The following is a 17,130-nucleotide window of genomic DNA, read 5'->3' on the forward strand; positions in this document are numbered from 1 at the left end:
TGGTGCTGTTCCTTCTCTCGGCGAGCCCGGTCGGGTGGGACCGGTTCGCGACGCGTGGGATCGATGCCGCGGCCGCGTGGGGATCGGCCGTGGTCGTGGCTCGGGCGTCGCGCGATGGCCACGGCAGCGGGGGGACTGCCGTTCGGTGTGGTGCCTCAGGTGTGGTGCGTCAGCTGTGGTGCGTCAGGTTGGGGCGGCAGGCCGGTGCCTCGGACTGCCGCCTCAGGCCCGGATGACGTGCGGTCCCAGCAGCGCGTAGCGGTGGGCTTCGGCGCTGGACAGTTCGGTGTCGGTGACGATCGCCTCGAAGTCGCTCACGTCCGCGAAGCGGCAGAAGCTGCTGGCCCCGAACTTGCTGTGGTGGCCCATGAAGACCCGCCGGCGGGACACCTCGAGGGCCTTGGCCTTGACGTCGGCCACCACCGGATCCGGGGTGGTCAGGCCGAGCTCGCGGGAGATCCCGTTCGACCCCAGGAACGCCAGGTCGATGACGAATCCCGCGAGCATCTCGCAGGCCCAGGAGCCCACGGTGGCCATGGTCCGGCCGCGAACCCGGCCGCCCAGCAGCAGGACGGTCACGTTCGCCGCGTCGGCCACGGCGGCGGCTGCGGAGAGCGACGCCGTCACCACGGTCAGTGGACGTTCGGTCGGCAGCAGCGCGGCGAGGATCTGCGGGGTGTACCCCTCGTCGACGAAGATGCTCTCCGCCTCGCCGACCAGCTTGACCGCCTCGGCCGCTATCCGGCGTTTGGCCTCGACGTGGCGGGTGACCCGCTGGGCCAGGTCGGTCTCGAAGCCCGTGCTCTCCACGGGGTAGGCACCGCCATGGGTACGGCGGACCAGCCCCCTGCGCTCCAACTCGCTCAGGTCCCGTCGGATGGTCTCCAACGCGACCCCGAAGTCGGCCGCCGCGGCGGTGACCTCGATCCGGCCCTCCTGCCGGGCCAGGACGAGGATCCGGTGCTGGCGCTCCGATGCTCGCATCCCGCGTTCCTCCCCTCCGCCCGATCGGACATCGGAAGCCCGAATCTGCCCGTGTGAGATTTATACCCCCGGGCCGGGGCGCTGGACAGCTCCAAAGCGGGCTGGAACATGCCCGAATCATGCCCGCTGCCAACGGAGATGAGCGCAGGTCAGCGGCCGGCCACGGCCTTGCGGCCGGTGATCGACTGCCCGAATGCCCGGGCGCGGGCCGCCGATTCGCAGAAAGCCACACGCTCCGCGCCTCGCGCGAGACCCGGGCGAGATCCGGGCGAGACCCGGACGAGACCCGGACGAGACCCAGCCGACACCGGACGGCACCGGGCCCGGCGCGGTCAGCCGCGGCTTCGCACCAAGCACCGTCGGGGCGCGGGTCGCACACTGGACATATGACTACGAACAGAGACGCTGCCGAGCGTCGGATCGGTGGGGTGCGCGTCACGCCCGCCAGGGTCGTTGTGGTAGTCGTGACGGTCCTGGCGGTGTGGTTCATCCTGATGAACCGGGGGACGGTCAGGATCCACCTGTGGGGCTTCGCCACCATCAACGCCGCGATGTGGGTGGTGCTGCTCTTCATGCTGCTGGCCGGGGTCGTGGTGGGGGCGTTCGGCTATCGGCGACGCCAGTCCCGCCGCGGGCCCGACTGACCCGCCGCTCGCGATCCTCAGCCGCCGGGCGCCAGCCGGTGCAGCTCCACGTGCTGGAGCAGCCCGCCGTCGATCCCGGCGGTCAGGTACGTGCACCAGGGCTGGCGCCGCCGGTCGGTGGGCGAGCCGGGGTTGAGCAGGCGCAGACCACGAGGCGTGACGGTGTCCCACGGGATGTGGCTGTGCCCGAACACCAGCACGTCCGCCTCGGGGAACCGCTGCTCGCAGCGGTGTTCGCGCCCTTGGGCCGGCCCGGTCTCGTGGACCACCGCCAGCCGAAGGCCGTCGACCTCGGCCTCGGCCACCTCGGGCAGCCGGGCGCGCAGCGGCGGGCCGTCGTTGTTGCCGTGGACCGCGACCAGCCGGTTCGCCCGGGCGGCCAGCAGGTCCAGGGTCGCCTCGTCCACCCAGTCGCCGGCGTGCACCACGAGGTCGGCCCGGTCGACTTCCGCCAGCAGGACGCGGGGCAACTGCCGGGCCCGGGTGGGAACGTGGGTGTCCGAGGTGATCAGCAGGCGCACGGCGGATCAGCTGCCGGAGCGGGTGCCGGGGCGCTGCGGGCGGCCGAGCCGCTGGCCGTCGAGGAAGAGGTCGACCCGCTCGTTGTAGAACGCGATCAGCCCGGCGACGGGCGTGAGCGGGTAGCTGGGGAAGTCGTAGCACCAGGCGAGGTCCGGGTGGAGCCGCTCGCCGACCCGGGCCGACCAGTAGCCACTGGTGGTGCCCTTGTAGGGGCAGGCGGTGACGGTGTCGCTGGGGACCAGGCGGCTGAAGTCGACGTCGGTGCGGTTGAGGTAGTACCGGGTCGGCAGCCCGGTCTCGAAGACCATCACCGGGGAGGAGGACTCGGCGAGCACCGTGCCGTCGCGCTCGACGCGCACCGTCCGGGTCGAGCGCAGCGCGTCGACCCGGACGTACGGGCTGCGGGGGTGGACGAAGACCTGCTCGTCCTCCTCGTACCAGGCGTCGAGGGCGTCCCACTCGAAACGCGCGGTGCCGCCGAGCCCATCGATCGGTGACTCCCGCAGCAGGCCGAGCGCGCCGGGCCGGTCGGTGTCACCCACGCGCAGCCCGTAGCGCTCGACGGTGCCGCGGGGGCTCGGCTCGGTGCCGTCGCCCGGCACCAGCAGCTCGGCGCGGACGTCGGTGAGCGGGATGTAGTACTGCGGGTAGTAGGGCACCTCCCAGACGTAGCGGGCCTGGGTGGTGTCGAGGACGGTCTCTCCCGCCAGCACGGCGCGGATCCGGCGCGGCACCGGCTCGACGTGGTTGACCTGGACGTTGACCTGGGGGTAGTCCCGATGATCGGGCACGGCGGGCTCCCTTGCTGGGGCGGGTGACTCCGCTGTCCAGCGTAGGCCTCCCCGGTCCCGCACTCGAGGTTCCTCGCCGCGGCCCGCGCGCTTGCGATCGGCGACCGAACTCACCCGAGCCTGCCCGGCGCCTGTCTGCGTGGCAAGCCCCAAGTTGTCAGCGAGCGCGGGGAAGTGCGCCCAGAGGCGGTCCGCCAGGGCCCGACCTACGGTGGAAAGCACTGGTGCGCAGTGCCGCGGTGGATCGGTGGCCGGCAGCCGTGCGAAGGGATATCGGCATGTACGAGAGCGTCCAGCAGAACTTCTTCGCCTTCTCCACCCAGCTCGAGGGCCGGGTGCCCTACATGTACGTCGACCTGAAGAATCTCGTCACGATCGGCATCGGCAACCTGATCGACCCCGAGAGTGCCGCGCTCGCTGTGAGCGGTTTCGTCTTCAAGTCCAACCAGCCCACCCCGGGGGCCGCAGCGGGCAGCTCCGACATCGACCAGGACTGGAACGCGGTGAAGAACGCCGCCCTGGCCGACCCGACGTTCGCCCAGAAGGGGCACACCGCGTGCGATCCGCTCACCAAGCTGATGCTGCCGGACCCGGCCATCGACACCCTGGTGAGCAACAAGGCCGCGAGCAACGAGACGAGCTTGAGGCAGCAGTTCACCGACTACGACAGCTGGCCGGCCGACGCCCAGCTCGGGCTGCTCAGCATGGCCTGGGCACAGGGGAGCAACTTCGCCGGGTGGCCGGCCTTCCGGGCCGCCGCGGCGAGCCACGACTGGACCACCGCCGCGGCCCAGTGCCATCTCTCGGGCGTGAACCTGGATCCGCGCAACGCCGCGAACCGCGCCCTGTTCCTCACCGCCGCTCGGATCGTCAGTCAGGGCGGCGACCTCACCACCCTGGTGTACATCCCCTCCGGCGAGCGCACGACGATCAAGATCGGGTCGACCGGGGACGACGTCAACTTCCTGCAGTCCCGGCTGACCACGCTCCAGTACTTCAGCGGTTCGGTGGACGGCAACTTCGCCTCGGACACCGACGCGGCGGTGCGCGCCTTCCAGACTGCCCAGCAGCTGACCGCGGACGGCATCGTGGGTCCGACCACCTGGGCGGCCCTCGGCACCGGCGTGCCGGCCGGCTCCTGAGCGTCAGGGGGCGGTCCTGGCTCCGACCTCCAGGGTTTCGGCGAACACCAGGCGTCCGTATCCGGGGTGGATCCGGATCTCGACCTTGGTCACGGGCACCCCTGTCACGGGCGTCTCCGGATGCGGGCCGGTGCCCGGACCGGTCGACGACGTCGGCACCGAGTCCGCCGGTTCCTCATCGAGCTTCATCCTGTCCGAGCCGAGGTGCTCGCACTCCCGAACCACGATGCGGAACTGACCGTCCGTCCGGCCCGGCGGCAGGGTGACCGTCCCGGTCCACAGCTGCTTCGGGATCGTGGGCGGCCCCTGGCCCGCCAGCTGCACGTTCGGATCGGCTAGCACCGAGCTGTCCTTGCCGCCGTAGGCGTTCCAGCCGAGATCGTCCGACGCCCCCTGGACGCGTTCCTCCACCGTGACCTCGACCAGTGCCGGGCGGGGGTTGATCGGGCCGTCCGGCCAGTCCACATACCAGTAGTCGTCGTCGCCGTCGTGCCAGGACGCGAGGTAGTACGTCTGGCCCTGCACGAGCAGCTGGAACACGTCCGGGTTCGCCGTCGGTGTGAGCGTGACGGTCCGCGGTGGTGGGACCTGGACGGCGTCGGCGCGGACCACCCGGGAGAGCTCAAGACCCGGCAGCGAGTTCGGCTGGTAGCGGGCCAGCGCCAGTCGGACGAACGGCGTGTACGTCTCCAACTCCGGCCCGGCCAGCTGGATGTCGCAGTACCAGAGCCCGCGATCGGCATCGAACTGGACGGGGTACCCGGCCACCGAGAACACGTCGGGGATGTTCACGGGACTGGTGAGCACGCCGTTCGGCTGGACGGAGAACTCGCTGAGCTGCAGCCCGCTCTGGGTGGCGGCCGCCCCGACGAACGCTCCGGACTGGGGCCCGCTGCTGATGATCGGGTGTGACGTGAAGACGAGGTCCTGCCCCCACTGGGTGACATACGGCGCCACCTGCTCGGTGGGCGGGTAGTGCGTGATGTCGTTGAACACCACGCCCAGCAACTCGCCGTCCCCGGAGGAGAACCACGGGCGGTCCAGGTACACCCGGATACCGCTGCTGCGGCCGCTCACCCGGGAGCCGTCCGGGTTGGTGTCCCGCTGCCAGGTGAAGGTGGGCAGCACGGAGACCACGGTCGGTCCGGCCGGCCGGGCCGTGCTCGGCACCTGGACCGCGACGGCCGGGCCGGTGACGGTGATCCGCTGCGGGTCACCCGTCACCGCCGGGGGAAAGTACTCGCGGAATCGCGAGGTGGCCACGCCCTGGTAGCTGACCGTGCGGGCCTTGGTGTCGCCGAACTCGTGCCGCGCGAGGTACGTGCGCCCCGACTCGTCGCCGGGAGACGGGGGCTGGAAGGTGATCACGCCGGCCACCGGGTCGTAGCCGGCGGGTGACACCGTGTCGGCGGGGGTGACCGGAGTGCCGTCGTCCTCGCCGGGCAGGGTGACCGGCACCGTCAGGACGTGCGCGGTACGCGCCCTGGACATCGGCCCGGTTTCGGTGTCGAGGTCGAGTTGGTCGGTCCAGGTGGCCAGCAGGTCGACCTTGGCGGTGCTCGGGCCGTGCACGGTCAGCGAACCGCCGACGTAGGCGAAGGTGGCCTCCAGATCGCGCGGCGCGGTCTTCGGGAACCCGCTGGGGGCCGGAGCCGCCAGCGGGGCCTCGACGGCGTGCACCAACTGCACGGTGCGCGACGGGGTGAGCATCCGGTGGCCGCCCAGCAGCGCGGCAGGAACGTCGTCCGGTCCGGGCGGCTGGTAGTCGGCCACCCAACGCCACACTCCGAGGCTGTCCAGCAGCGCCGGGTCGGCGGGCTGGGTGGCGGTGGTCGACAGGTAGCTGCTGAGCCGCAGTTGGGCCTGCTCGGCCTGCGCCAGGTAGACGGTCAGCACCCGGGCCCGCGGATCCCAGCTCGGCAGCCGGGTGCCGGGCGGCCGGGTGGGGTCCGGCTCGGCGAGCTGGATCCGGAACGGCTGCTGCTCGGGCCAGTTCGCGCCGAAGTCGAGGTGCACCGACGGGCCGCCGAGTGCTGCCAGGGTCGGGGCGCTGAGCGCTGACGGGGCGAAGGTCAGCGCACCGCTCGCGTCCAGCATCCCGGCCTGGCCGTCGGGTACGCCCGGCACCCCGAACAGGGCTGCCCCACGCGCGAGCGGGTCCGGCAGGTAGGGCAGTTGCAGCTGGTCCTCATGGTGCACGACGTAGCCGCCGTCCGGCCCGGACACCTGCTCGACGCTCGGCCGGGTGGTCACGATGCCGGTGCCCGGGGCGACGTGCGTGATACCCGGGATCGGCACGGCCAGCCCGGTGCCGATGTCGATCACCGAGTTGTCGGAGAGGCTGCCCTTCTCCTTGCGGGAGATGTTGTACGTCTGCGTGAAGCCGGCGCCCGTCCCGAACGAGGCGTCGAGGACACCGTGCGCCTCCGCCATCGCCTGCGAGCAACTGGGCGGCGCGGCGTGTCGCGCGCAGGTGGCGAAGTAGCCTTCGACGCCGGGTGGACCGACGGTCGGGACCTCGGAGTTGAGCAGCCCGGCGTACTGCGCCGTGCTGGTCCCGGTGCGACTGCGGATGACCAGCCGCTGCGTGCACTCGCCCTCGCTGAACCGCTCGGCCGGTACCAGCACCGGCGACAGCACCGGTTCGAACCGGCGGTGGACGTACGGCGGGCCGTCGGCGGGCGGCAGCACCGGCACGGTCGTGTTCGCGGCGGTCAGCGCGTCCTGCACGGCCTGGGCCCCGGCCAGATCGGGGCCGTTGCCGGCCAGGTCCACGGCCCTGACCCGGAACAGGTAAGCCCGGCCGAAGCGCAGCCTCGGTAGCGTCCCCGGTACCACCTGGAAGCCGGCCTGGAGCGGGAGTCCGCCGATCGGCGGCTGGCTGGTCACCGTGCCGGGCCCGCTGTCGGTGATGGTCAGTCCAGGGTGCGGCGCCGCCAGGCTCCAGCCCTGCCAGCGCAGCAGTGACTCGTGGATGAACCAGGGCGAGGCGGGGTCCGGCAGGACGCCGTCCGGGCCGAGCCGTCTGCTCGCCACCGGTTGCACGGCGCCCTCGTCGGTGATGGTCACGGTGAACGGACCGCCGGGGTACTCGGTGAAGGTGTAGGTGCCGACCCGCTGGTGCAGTGACAGCCAGGTGCCGGTGGCGACGTCCTGGACGTCCATCCGGTAGCCGCGCACCAGGTCCTCCGCGTACAGGGTCGCCGAACCGCCGCCGGGGAGCGCCGGGTTGGTGAGCGCGGCGTTGGTGGCGGCGGCCGCCGACATCCGGTTCAACAGGTTCACCGCCTGGCCGGCCCGGGCGATGCTCACTCCGCTGGTGCGCAGCGCGGGCAGGCCGCTGCCGTCGTCCGGTCCGGTGGGCGTCGAAGCCAGCGAGCACAGCATGTTGATGACCTTCAACCCGCTGCTGTCCAGGTCGAGTTGGATGATCTCGAAGGCGTTCTGGAAGGGCAGGTTGAGCAGCCCGTGCACCAGTTCGTTCGGTGCCGGGACGGTCGGAAACCTGGTCGGTCCCGGTTCGTGTACTCGGTCCGGCACGGCGGTACCGGTCGGGGCGGGGGCCGGGGTGGGCGTGACCGGGGCCGGGGTGGGAGCGGCCTCGAAGAACTGGTCGCCGGTCAGCAGGTAGGCCGTGCTCGGACTGAGCGAGCTGCCCACCAGCGGCGAGGTGAACACCGGTACCACCTGGAGCAGTTGCGGCGACGGCGGGAGAGCGCCTGCGGGCAGTTCCAGATCGATCAGCAGACCCAGTCGCCGCATGAGTTCGGGGTGGTCGGCGAGGAAGGTGAGCGCCTGGTGGAAGTCCAGCGTCGGCGGCGCCGGCGGCGGAGTCGAGACGGGGAACGTCGCGCCGCCGTGGAACGCGGCGAGCCGGGCGAACGGGGTGACGGCCGGGTCCGTGGCGGCGATCGGCGAGGCCGATCCGGGTCCGGATCCGGATCCGGATCCGGTGAAAGCCGACAGCAGCGGGGCGAAGGCGGTGCGAAGGCCGGCCCGATCCACGCCCACCATCGAGTTGACGCCCAACTGTTGGTAGCGCTGCCGGATCTGTCCGTGCAGGTCCGAGGCCGAGTAGGAGTTGTAGACCTGCTGGTCGCCGAGGGCGTCGAAGGCGTACGACTCCACCGTGGTGGACGGCCCGAACAGGGCCTTCCAGAGCGCCGAGTCGGGCGCCTGGCCGACCCGCGTCGCGGTCACCGGCGCGACGCCCGGCACGTGGACGGTGAAGGTGGCGTCGGCCAGGCGGGCCGGCCAGTCGGCGAAGTCCCCGCTGAGCGGGGCCTGTGGTTGGTCGCTCGCCAGGCGCGGCGAGACGAGCACCGACAGGAGCAGACTGCGGGCGGTGGGGTCTCCGGTGATGCCGTTCGGCAGCGCGGTCCAGACAACCGTCTGACTCAGTGTCAACTTTGCTTCCTGTCTTGGCGGCAGCGGCAGCGGCAGGGCCAGGGCCTCAGGCGAAGGCCCGGCAGTACGTCTCCCAGTCGGCGGCCGACAGCAGTTCGTCGAAAGCCGGGTCGCCCGGGCCGGCCGGCGATGGTCGGCCTGCGGCGCCGGAAACGGCGGCCGCCGACTGGCTCGAACCGCCGGGGAACGGGAATTCGTGCGCCACGTTGAGGGTCACGGACTTGGTGAAGGTCAGCAGGTGGACGCCGACCGTGAGACTTCCCTGCGCGACGATGGAGGTGCCGCCCACAGGGTAGGTGAGCCCCAGGTAGCAGTCGATCGAGATCCCGGCGATCCCCGGCACGTCCACCGCGCCGCCGACCCGCAGGTAGCCGCTGAACGTCAACTGCTTGGTGGTGTCGTCCAGGCCGAAGTAGAACCCGACCAGGGCATGGACGTTGGCGTTGACCACCTGCAGCAGGCTGACGGTGATGTTCGCGCCGGCCTCGACCTGGCCCTCGAGCGACCGGATGCCCGCGGTGTCGGCCTCCACCGCGAAGAAGCCGGTGCCGCCGAGCATGGCCACGGCGATCTGGAAGGGATGGTCCCGCTCGGAGAACGCCACCCGAACGGCGGTCGGCACCCCCGCGACGAGCGGCAGCGTGAGCCGGACGGAGAGCTGGACGTTCGCCACGCTGAAGATGCCGATCCCGAACCCCGGCAGGCCCAGCACGTACGAGACGACCACGCGCTGCGGAGTGACCTGGATGTCGGGCAGGCCGTCGAACCCGTCGAGTGGCACCAGATCGGCCAGCGCGTTGAGAAACTGCAACTCGTCCTGCAGAGTCACCCGGACGCCCTGCGGGGTGAGGCTGGTCTTGCTGCCGGTCTCGGAGTGGAACGCCAGCGAGGCGAAGGAGATCTCGATCATCGGGAACCTGAGCGCGAAGCAGCTGAGGCTTCCGTCGACCGTCAGACTCGGCGGTCCCGGCACCACCGGCGGCAGCGGCGGCCCACCGGGCAGCGGCGGCGGTGCGAGGGGCGAAAGCCGGCTGACGGCAACGGCCTTGAGCGCCAGGACGGACGTGCCCCCCTGATTGAGCACCAGAGGATCTGGGGAGGTCCTGAGCGTGGGCTGCCAGGTGAAGGTGACGGTGATCTGGTCGGAGCTCACGGTCTGCTGCATCGTCGGCGCCATCGAGGTGTCGATGATCTGCGTCAGGTCGATGCCGCTGCCGAGCAGCTGGCCCAGGCTCTGGAGGCCGGCCGTGGACAGCTGCGGACCGAGCGCCGCGGACAGCGCGGTCAGACCGGCCTGGGACGCCGCCAGGCCACCGGCGATGGTCGGCGGGAAGGGGAGCCCCGCCTGAGCCGCGAGGGTGGCGAAGACCTTCCCGGGCGTGCTGCTCGGATCCGTCAGGCCAAGCGTCACCAGGCCGAGCGGAGAGGTCGAGCCGAGCAGGTGGTCGACGGCGGGCACCTGGGCGACCGCCTGCGTGAGCAGCGGCAGGTACGGCGGCGGGCCGGCCGCGGCGGGCTGGGGGGTACCGGAGCGGGCCTCGACCGTGTCGAAGGTGATGCTGTCGACCGGCAACGTGGTGCCGCCGCTGCTGGCCGGGTCCTCCTGCGCGAGGGCCACTCGCTGCCGCCGCAGGGACACCGGCTTGTTGACCGGGACGTAGGCGTCGTGTGTCGCCTGATACGTGCTGCCGTCCGGGACGAACAGCAGCGGCAGGCTGAAGTCGACCGGCGAGCCGAGCCAGTCCCGGCCGACCACGTGGAACTGGTACGGCAGGCCCTTGACCTGGATCACCTCCGGTGTCGCCGGCAGTGGATCGGCCCAGACCGAGCGGGTGAGCAGGCGGACGCTGCGCAGCGGCATGGTCGGGCTGGGGGTCGGCAGCGACCCGTAGTCGATGCTCGGCTCCAGCACCACGACCAGGTTCGGCCGCGTGAGCAGCATGTCCCCGCTGACGCCGTCCCGCGCCGTGCTCGGCTTGCGCTCGGTGACCGCCACGGAGACCGCGCGCAGCCCGAGCGGGTAGAGCGTGCCGAGCCGGGTGGCCTGCGCGTACTGGTCGCGGCCTTGGGCGACGATCTGGTGCCACCAGACGAGCTGGATCGCGCCGACCGGAAAGTCCGACGGGCTCCAGGCACCCCGCAGGTCGGTCCAGGCGCCCAGCGCGGACAGCGTCAGCCCGGTGGCGCTCAGCGGCGGGGCCAGGTGGGCGGGCCCGCCCGGGGTGCGCGGGCTGAAGTCACCCGAGCCGAGGACGATCGCCTGCCGGGTCGGCGTGTCCAGTGGCCCGCCGGAACCGTCCGCGACGCTGCCCGCCGGCAGGTCGACCGCCCAGACCGGCCGCAGCGCCGGAAGCGCGGTTTCGGTGACGCTCCCGTCCGGGCCCAGGGCGCCGAGCCGGGTGTGCCACAGCTCGGTGACGCCGGCCCGGGTGACCGGCGAGAGCGCGTGCGTCCAGCGGCCACTGGCATCCGGTGAGAGCAGCAGGCGGTACGGGAGTTCGATCGCCGTCTGCCAGTCCGCCGGTGGCGCCGGAGCCGGCTGACCGGCCGTCAGGTCTGGTGCTGCGGGCAGCGCGTTGGCCGGCAGGCTCGGCACGAGGCTGCTCCAGTCCAGCAGGGCCGCCAGCGTGAACGGCACGGACTGGACGGCGTCGGGGAGTTGGAAGGCCAGTCGGCTCTCTCCCGCAAACACCGAGTTGAGCGGCAGCTCCGGCACGGACTGCGGCAGGCCGGTGACCGGATCCTCGGTGAAGGCCGGCTCGGCGAGGTGCTGCGGGGGCAACTTCACCACGATGTACGCGGGCTGCCCGCTGGTGATCCTGGTCAGCTGCGGCGGGGAGCCGTGTGACGTACTGAGTGTGAGGTTGTAGAACTCGAAGTCGAGCGCGAGCAGATCATCGGCCCGGACCACCGAGGCACTGGAGTCGGGCATCTGACCTCGCCATCCGCAGCCCGGAAGAGACGTATCTGAACCTACCGGACGTTCACCGGCGCACCCTGGAGACCATGCCCGGACCGCGTGGCGCAGCCGGCCCCGTCCCCTCGCCGGTCCGAGAACAACCCCGGCAGCTGTGCGATCGCAGCGCAGCGTCCGTACCTCCCAGGGTGCGTGGGCGACCTGACCCGACAATCCGGCTGGGTGCACGCCGAGTTCCGACCGCCCGACATTCTGGCGCTACGACCGCGCACCGGCTTCCGCCCCGGCGCCGGGCGCCGGTCGGAACTGCGGGCCGTAGTTGCCGGTACCGTCGGGCAGCGGGATGTCCATCAGCTTGACGGCCGGCTCCTCCAGTTCGAGCATCGCGGCCACCGCGGCGTCCGCCGCGGATGCGTCTCCGGTCGCCCACGCACCCTGGAGGTCGCGGAGAACGCTCGTGTAGGTCTCGTCGAACTGCTGGAGCAGCCGCCGGACCTCGTCGGCCGAGGCGGGCCAGCCGCCTGCGGGGACGACACCCATCGGGCGGGCGTCCGGGAACGGGACGGCCTCGCCGCTGAACTCCCAGGTCCCGTCGACCTGCCGCAGCCGGCGTTCGTGGTAGATCTCGCCGAACGCGTAGTAGTGCGCCGGCGCGTCCTGGGTGAACGGCGCATCGGGCGAGGCCGACGTCCCCTCGCCCTGCTCCCTGATGGTCTCGATCGACAGGAGGGCCCGGCCGGTGGTCGGCCGGGCCCCCGGGGCCTCGCAGAGGTTGGCGAAGCTATCAGGAGATCGGGCGGTGACCTGGCGTCGTCGCCGCAGACCGGGTGCGCGCCACCCGCGCGGATCAGTTCCCGGCAGAGCGGCCCACGCATACGGAAGCAGTTCCGCTCGGCTCTCGGCGGGGTCAGCTCGGGGTGCCGGGCTTCGAGCCGGTGAGGCCGTAGCGGCGCTGGAAGAGTTCGACGCGGCCGGCGGTGTCCAGGACGCGGGCGTTGCCGGTGTAGAAGGGGTGGCTGGCGGAGGAGATCTCGACGTCGATGACGGGGTAGGTGTTGCCGTCCTCCCATTCGACGGTCTTGTCGCTGGTGGCGGTGGAGCGTGAGAGGAAGCTGAGGCCGCCGACCTTGTCGCGGAAGACGACGGGGCGGTACTCGGGGTGGATACCGGGCTTCATGGGGTTCCTCCTGGAGGGGGTTCGGGGTCTGCGGCGGGGTTCGGGGTCAGCGCTCTTCGCGGAAGAGGACGTGCTTGCGGGCGACGGGGTCGTACTTGCGCAGGACCAGCCGGTCGGGGTCGGTGCGGCGGTTCTTGCGGGTGACGTAGGTGTAGCCGGTCCCTTCGGCGGAGCCCAGCTTGATGATCGGGCGCAGTTCGTTGCGGGCCATGGGGGTCCTTCCAGGCGCGTCGTGGCGGCGTGCACCAGACTCTAGCGTAATGGTTTTCGTTTTCATCTGGTGTACTGTCGCTCCAACGTTCGCGGCGGCGGCGCGCATTCCCGTGTGCTGGCCCGCCTGCCGCCGCCCTGCTCCTGTGATTCGGAGTCGTCATGTCCGCCCACTGCCAGTTCACCGGTCGCCAGCCCGGCAAGGAAACCGTGACCAAGATCGCCCCCGCCCGCCGGGACCGCAAGCCGCGCCCCAACCCGCTGCACGAAGCCCGCATCACCTACATCGACTACAAGGACACCAACCTGCTGCGGAAGTTCGTCTCCGACCGAGGCAAGATCCGCAGCCGCCGCGTCACCCGCCTCACCGCACAGCAGCAGCGCCAGATGGCCCGCGCCATCAAGAACGCCCGAGAGATGGCCCTGCTGCCGTACGTCTCCGGCGCTCCGGCTGCCGCGAGGGCCGGACGGTGAGCGGGCGGCTGCCGGTCACCGTGCTGTCCGGGTTCCTCGGCGCGGGCAAGACCACCCTGCTCAACCACCTGCTGAACAACCGCGACGGCCTGCGGGTCGCGGTGATCGTCAACGACATGAGCGAGATCAACATCGACGCGGCGCTGGTCCGCGACGGCGGGGGAGCGCTCTCCCGGACCGAGGAGCGCCTGGTCGAGATGACCAACGGCTGCATCTGCTGCACGCTGCGCGACGACCTGCTGGAGGAGGTCGACCGCCTCGCCCGGGCCGGCCGCTTCGACTACCTGCTGATCGAGTCCAGCGGCATCTCCGAGCCGATGCCCGTGGCGGCCACCTTCGTCTTCGCCCGCGATGACGGCGCCACGCTCGGCGACCTCGCCCGCCTGGACACCATGGTCACCGTGGTGGACGCGGCCAACTTCCTGCCCGAGCTGCGCGGCGGCGACGAGCTGACGGCCCGCGGGCTCGACCAGTACGAGGACGACGAACGCACCGTCAGCGACCTGTTGATGGACCAGGTCGAGTTCGCCGACGTCCTGGTGCTGAACAAGACCGACCTCGTCACCGTCGAGGAGGCCGACCGCCTGGCCGCCGCGCTCAGCCGCCTCAACCCCACCGCCCGGATCATCCGCGCGACCGCCGGCCGGGTCCCGCCCGCCGAACTGCTCGGCACCGGACGCTTCGACCTGACGAAGGCCCAGGAAGCCCCGGGCTGGGTGGCCGAACTCAACGGCGACCACGTCCCGGAGACGGAGGAGTACGGCATCAGCAGCCTGGTCTTCCGCGCCGAACGCCCCTTTCACCCCGGCCGCCTCTGGGAGTTGGTGAGCCGCCGGCTCGACGCGGGGGAGTTCGGCACCGTGCTGCGCTCCAAGGGCTTCTTCTGGCTGGCCTCGAGGCCAGCCGTCACCGGACTCTGGTCCCAGGCCGGTTCGGTCGCCCGCTTCGAACCCTCCGGCATGCGCTCCACCCTGACCGAACGGACCGGCCTGGGCGGCCTGACCGACGGCACGGCATTGAGCGGTCTCGGCGACGAGCCGGTCCAGAACGGCCAGGAACTGGTCTTCATCGGCACCGGCCTGCGCAAGGACGAGCTGACCGTCGCGCTCACCGAGTGCCTGCTGGACGGCGCCGAGCACGCGGCCGGGCCGCGCGCCTGGACGGCGTTCGAGGACCCGTTCCCGGCCTGGGACGAATACGCGATCCAGGACGACCACGACCACGAGCACGCCGCCCTGACGTAGTCACCACCGCCCGCGGAGCATCGGCTCCCACGAAACAATTCCCCAGGGGGCCGCATCGCAGCACGAGGCTCTGGCGGCGGCGTGCAGCCGGGTCTACCGGCTTCCCGGCGCGGGGTGATCGCGCGTCCACTTGTGCAGCGGCGGGGCTTTGCATCGGCAGGCGTCGTGTGATCCGCTGATGCTCCGAGCTGCCCGCGTGGGCGATTCCGACGAGGGGAGTGGCCCATGGCGGGCTTCGGCTGGAAGCTGCACGGTGACGGAAAGAGCCCCGCGCCTGGCGCAGTGGTCAAGCCGGACGAGCGGCTGAGCTGGGGGCGCACGGTCGGGCTCGGCGCTCAGCACGTGGTGGCGATGTTCGGTGCGACCTTCGTGGCACCGGTCCTGATGGGACTCGATCCCAACCTGGCCGTGATGGTCTCCGGCGTCGCGACCATCTTCTTCCTGCTGGTCACCGGCGGGCGCATCCCCAGCTACCTCGGCAGCAGCCTCTCCTTCGTCGGCGTGGCCGCAGTGATCAAGGCCCAGGGGGGTGACGCCGCGACGCTGACGGGCGCCATGCTGGTGGTCGGGGCGGTGCTCGCGGCCTGCGGCGCGGCGGTCAAGGCGGCGGGCGCCCGGGTGATCCACGTTGTGCTGCCGCCGGTCGTGACCGGCGCCGTGGTGATGCTGATCGGCTTCAACCTGGCACCGGTCACCGCCGGGACGTACTGGCCGCAGGACCAGTGGACCGCACTGCTCACCATGCTGTTCACCGGCCTCGCCCTGGTGGTGCTGCGCGGCTTCTGGTCGCGGATCGCGATCTTCCTGGGCCTGGTCTTCGGGTACACGATCTCCTGGGTCTTCGACCGGATCTTCGGGAGGATCCACGCCGCCAACGGGGCCGGAGCGGTGACGGATCACTGGCGGCTCGACCTCTCCGGCGTGGACAAGGCCCAGTGGCTCGGCCTGCCCACTCTGCACGCCCCGAGCTTCTCCGCCTCCGCCGTGCTGGTGGCCCTGCCCGTCGTGGTCGCACTGATCGCCGAGAACGCCGGACACGTCAAGGCCGTGGGCGAGATGACGGGTGACCCACTGGACGACCGGATGGGCGCGGCGATCATGGCGGACGGCGCCGCCACCATGATCTCCACCAGCGTCGGCGGCCCGGCCACCACCACCTACGCCGAGAACATCGGTGTGATGGCCGCGACCCGGGTCTACTCCACCGCCGCGTACTGGTGCGCCGCCGGCTTCGCGATCCTCTTCGGCCTCTGCCCGAAGTTCGGCGCGGTGATCGCCGCGATCCCTGGCGGTGTGCTCGGCGGCATCACCGTCGTCCTGTACGGCATGATCGGCCTGCTCGGCGCCCAGATCTGGGTGCACAACCGGGTGGACCTGACCAACCCGCTCCATCTCGTCCCAGTGGCGTCCGGTGTCATCATCGGCATCGGCAACGTGTCCCTGAAGTTCTCCGACACCTTCTCACTCAGCGGCATCGCCCTGGGCACCTTGGTCGTCCTGATCGGCTACCACGTGCTGCGCCTGATGGCCCCGGCCCATATGAGACAGCAGCAGTCCCCGCTGCTGGACGAGGGGACCAGCGAGTACGACGGCGGCACCTCGGACTGCTGACTCCAAAGAGGCAGGACCACGGGGAGCAGCCGTCCGCCTCGTCACGTGCGCGCGAGCTGACGGCAAACAGTACGAAGGGAGCCTCCCCCCGCTCCGCACTGTCAGTGAGGCTCCACACCACCTAGGGCCTCTCTTACGGATCTTGCCGGGCGCCAAGATCCGTAAGAGAGGCCCTGGGCCAGCGCCGCCGACGCGCCGAGCGGGCCGGGCTGGAGTTGGATGGACCCCGCAGATACTGGTCTGACCGGCGGGCGCCGGTCCGGCTGAGGGAGCGTCAGAACATGCCTGAACCGTCGCACTCACCCGAATCACCTGAACCGTCCGAACCGCCCGAACCGTCCGAGGCGCCTGAACGCGCCCACCCGGCCGTCGATCCGACGCTGCACGGCGCCCGGGTGGTGCTGCGCCCGGCCACCGCCGCCGACATCCCGGCGCTGGCCGAGATCCGCCGTACCCCCGAGGTGTACCAGCGCTGGCGCGGTGGTGCGGACCTGGCGGCGGCGGTCGCCGAGGACTTCGCGGAGCCCGGCAACCACTCGCTGGCCATCGTCCACCAGGGCACGGTGGTCGGGGCGATCCAGTGGTCGCAGGAGTCCGAGCCGGAGTACCGGCACGCGAGCATCGACATCTACCTCGACCCGCTGCTGCACGGCCAGGGTCTGGGTACCGACGCCGTGCGGACGCTGGCCCGCCACCTGGTCACCGCGCTGGGGCACCACCGGCTGGTGATCGACCCGGCCGCCGACAACGCGGCCGCGATCCGCTGCTACGCCAAGGTCGGGTTCCGGCCGGTGGGCGTGATGCGCCGCTACGAGCTTGGTGCGGACGGCAGTTGGCACGACGGGCTGCTGATGGATCTGCTCGCCGAGGAGCTGACCGCGAGCGGTTGATCGGCGGCCGGCGGGACGGAGGATTCGGCCCGACCCACCCGGCGCCTGCCGAGCGTGCGGGGGCTACTCTGCACCACCAAGGCCAACCGGGGTACCGGATTGGCAGCGATCAACCAT

14 protein-coding genes are annotated in these 17,130 nt (G+C 71.4%); 6 read left to right on the plus strand and 8 right to left on the minus strand.

Annotated features, from left to right (window positions below; genetic code table 11):
- Positions 1–222: 222 nt before the first annotated feature.
- Positions 223–984, minus strand: coding sequence for a DeoR/GlpR family DNA-binding transcription regulator (locus tag P3T41_RS17695; RefSeq protein WP_280690831.1), 762 nt, complete (start codon positions 982–984; stop codon positions 223–225).
- A 386-nt stretch (positions 985–1,370) separates the two neighbouring features.
- On the opposite strand from P3T41_RS17695, the gene P3T41_RS17700 reads away from it, so the two are divergent.
- Positions 1,371–1,628, plus strand: coding sequence for a DUF1049 domain-containing protein (locus tag P3T41_RS17700; protein WP_280690832.1), 258 nt, complete (start codon positions 1,371–1,373; stop codon positions 1,626–1,628).
- 17 nt (positions 1,629–1,645) lie between these two features.
- Here the strand turns inward: P3T41_RS17700 and P3T41_RS17705 are convergent, their stop codons facing one another.
- Together P3T41_RS17705 and P3T41_RS17710 are read right to left on the minus strand one after the other, a co-directional pair.
- Positions 1,646–2,149, minus strand: a complete 504-nt coding sequence (locus tag P3T41_RS17705) for a metallophosphoesterase (RefSeq protein WP_280690833.1) — start codon at positions 2,147–2,149, stop codon at positions 1,646–1,648.
- 6 nt (positions 2,150–2,155) lie between these two features.
- Positions 2,156–2,941, minus strand: a complete 786-nt coding sequence (locus P3T41_RS17710) for a DUF427 domain-containing protein (protein ID WP_280690834.1) — start codon at positions 2,939–2,941, stop codon at positions 2,156–2,158.
- Between the two features lie 278 nt (positions 2,942–3,219).
- Here P3T41_RS17710 and P3T41_RS17715 point away from each other — a divergent pair, with 278 nt between their 5' ends.
- Positions 3,220–4,083, plus strand: a complete 864-nt coding sequence (locus P3T41_RS17715; protein ID WP_280690835.1) for a peptidoglycan-binding domain-containing protein — start codon at positions 3,220–3,222, stop codon at positions 4,081–4,083.
- 3 nt (positions 4,084–4,086) lie between these two features.
- Here the strand turns inward: P3T41_RS17715 and P3T41_RS17720 are convergent, their stop codons facing one another.
- The 5 genes from P3T41_RS17720 to rpmG form a co-directional block, all read right to left on the minus strand.
- Positions 4,087–8,490 carry a hypothetical protein gene (locus P3T41_RS17720; RefSeq protein WP_280690836.1) on the minus strand — a complete coding sequence of 1,468 codons (4,404 nt, stop codon included), beginning with the start codon at positions 8,488–8,490 and terminating at the stop codon, positions 4,087–4,089.
- Positions 8,491–8,536: 46 nt separating this feature from the next.
- Positions 8,537–11,422 carry a hypothetical protein gene (locus P3T41_RS17725; protein WP_280690837.1) on the minus strand — a complete coding sequence of 962 codons (2,886 nt, stop codon included), beginning with the start codon at positions 11,420–11,422 and terminating at the stop codon, positions 8,537–8,539.
- Between the two features lie 243 nt (positions 11,423–11,665).
- Positions 11,666–11,947, minus strand: a complete 282-nt coding sequence (locus P3T41_RS17730) for a hypothetical protein (protein WP_280690838.1) — start codon at positions 11,945–11,947, stop codon at positions 11,666–11,668.
- A gap of 367 nt (positions 11,948–12,314) precedes the next feature.
- Positions 12,315–12,584 carry a type B 50S ribosomal protein L31 gene (locus tag P3T41_RS17735; RefSeq protein WP_280690839.1) on the minus strand — a complete coding sequence of 90 codons (270 nt, stop codon included), beginning with the start codon at positions 12,582–12,584 and terminating at the stop codon, positions 12,315–12,317.
- A 46-nt stretch (positions 12,585–12,630) separates the two neighbouring features.
- On the minus strand, positions 12,631–12,795 hold the full coding sequence (gene rpmG / locus P3T41_RS17740; RefSeq protein ID WP_280690840.1) for a 50S ribosomal protein L33: 165 nt from the start codon (positions 12,793–12,795) through the stop codon (positions 12,631–12,633).
- Positions 12,796–13,013: 218 nt separating this feature from the next.
- On the opposite strand from rpmG, the gene rpsR reads away from it, so the two are divergent.
- The 4 genes from rpsR (at position 13,014) to P3T41_RS17760 (ending at position 17,013) form a co-directional block, all read left to right on the plus strand.
- Positions 13,014–13,268: a 30S ribosomal protein S18 gene (gene rpsR, locus P3T41_RS17745; protein ID WP_280690882.1), complete on the plus strand. Its 255-nt coding sequence runs from the start codon at positions 13,014–13,016 to the stop codon at positions 13,266–13,268.
- Positions 13,265–14,512: a GTP-binding protein gene (locus tag P3T41_RS17750; RefSeq protein ID WP_280690841.1), complete on the plus strand. Its 1,248-nt coding sequence runs from the start codon at positions 13,265–13,267 to the stop codon at positions 14,510–14,512. Before rpsR ends, P3T41_RS17750 begins: the two co-directional genes overlap by 4 nt.
- Positions 14,513–14,737: 225 nt before the next feature.
- Positions 14,738–16,123 (plus strand): solute carrier family 23 protein, encoded by a 1,386-nt coding sequence (locus P3T41_RS17755; protein ID WP_280690842.1) that lies wholly within the window; start codon positions 14,738–14,740, stop codon positions 16,121–16,123.
- A 281-nt stretch (positions 16,124–16,404) separates the two neighbouring features.
- Entirely contained in the window at positions 16,405–17,013 is a 609-nt protein-coding gene (locus tag P3T41_RS17760) for a GNAT family protein (RefSeq protein WP_348533667.1), read from the plus strand.
- Positions 17,014–17,130: the final 117 nt, after the last annotated feature.

Source organism: Kitasatospora sp. GAS204B, from assembly GCF_029892155.1.
Taxonomy (GTDB): domain Bacteria; phylum Actinomycetota; class Actinomycetes; order Streptomycetales; family Streptomycetaceae; genus Kitasatospora.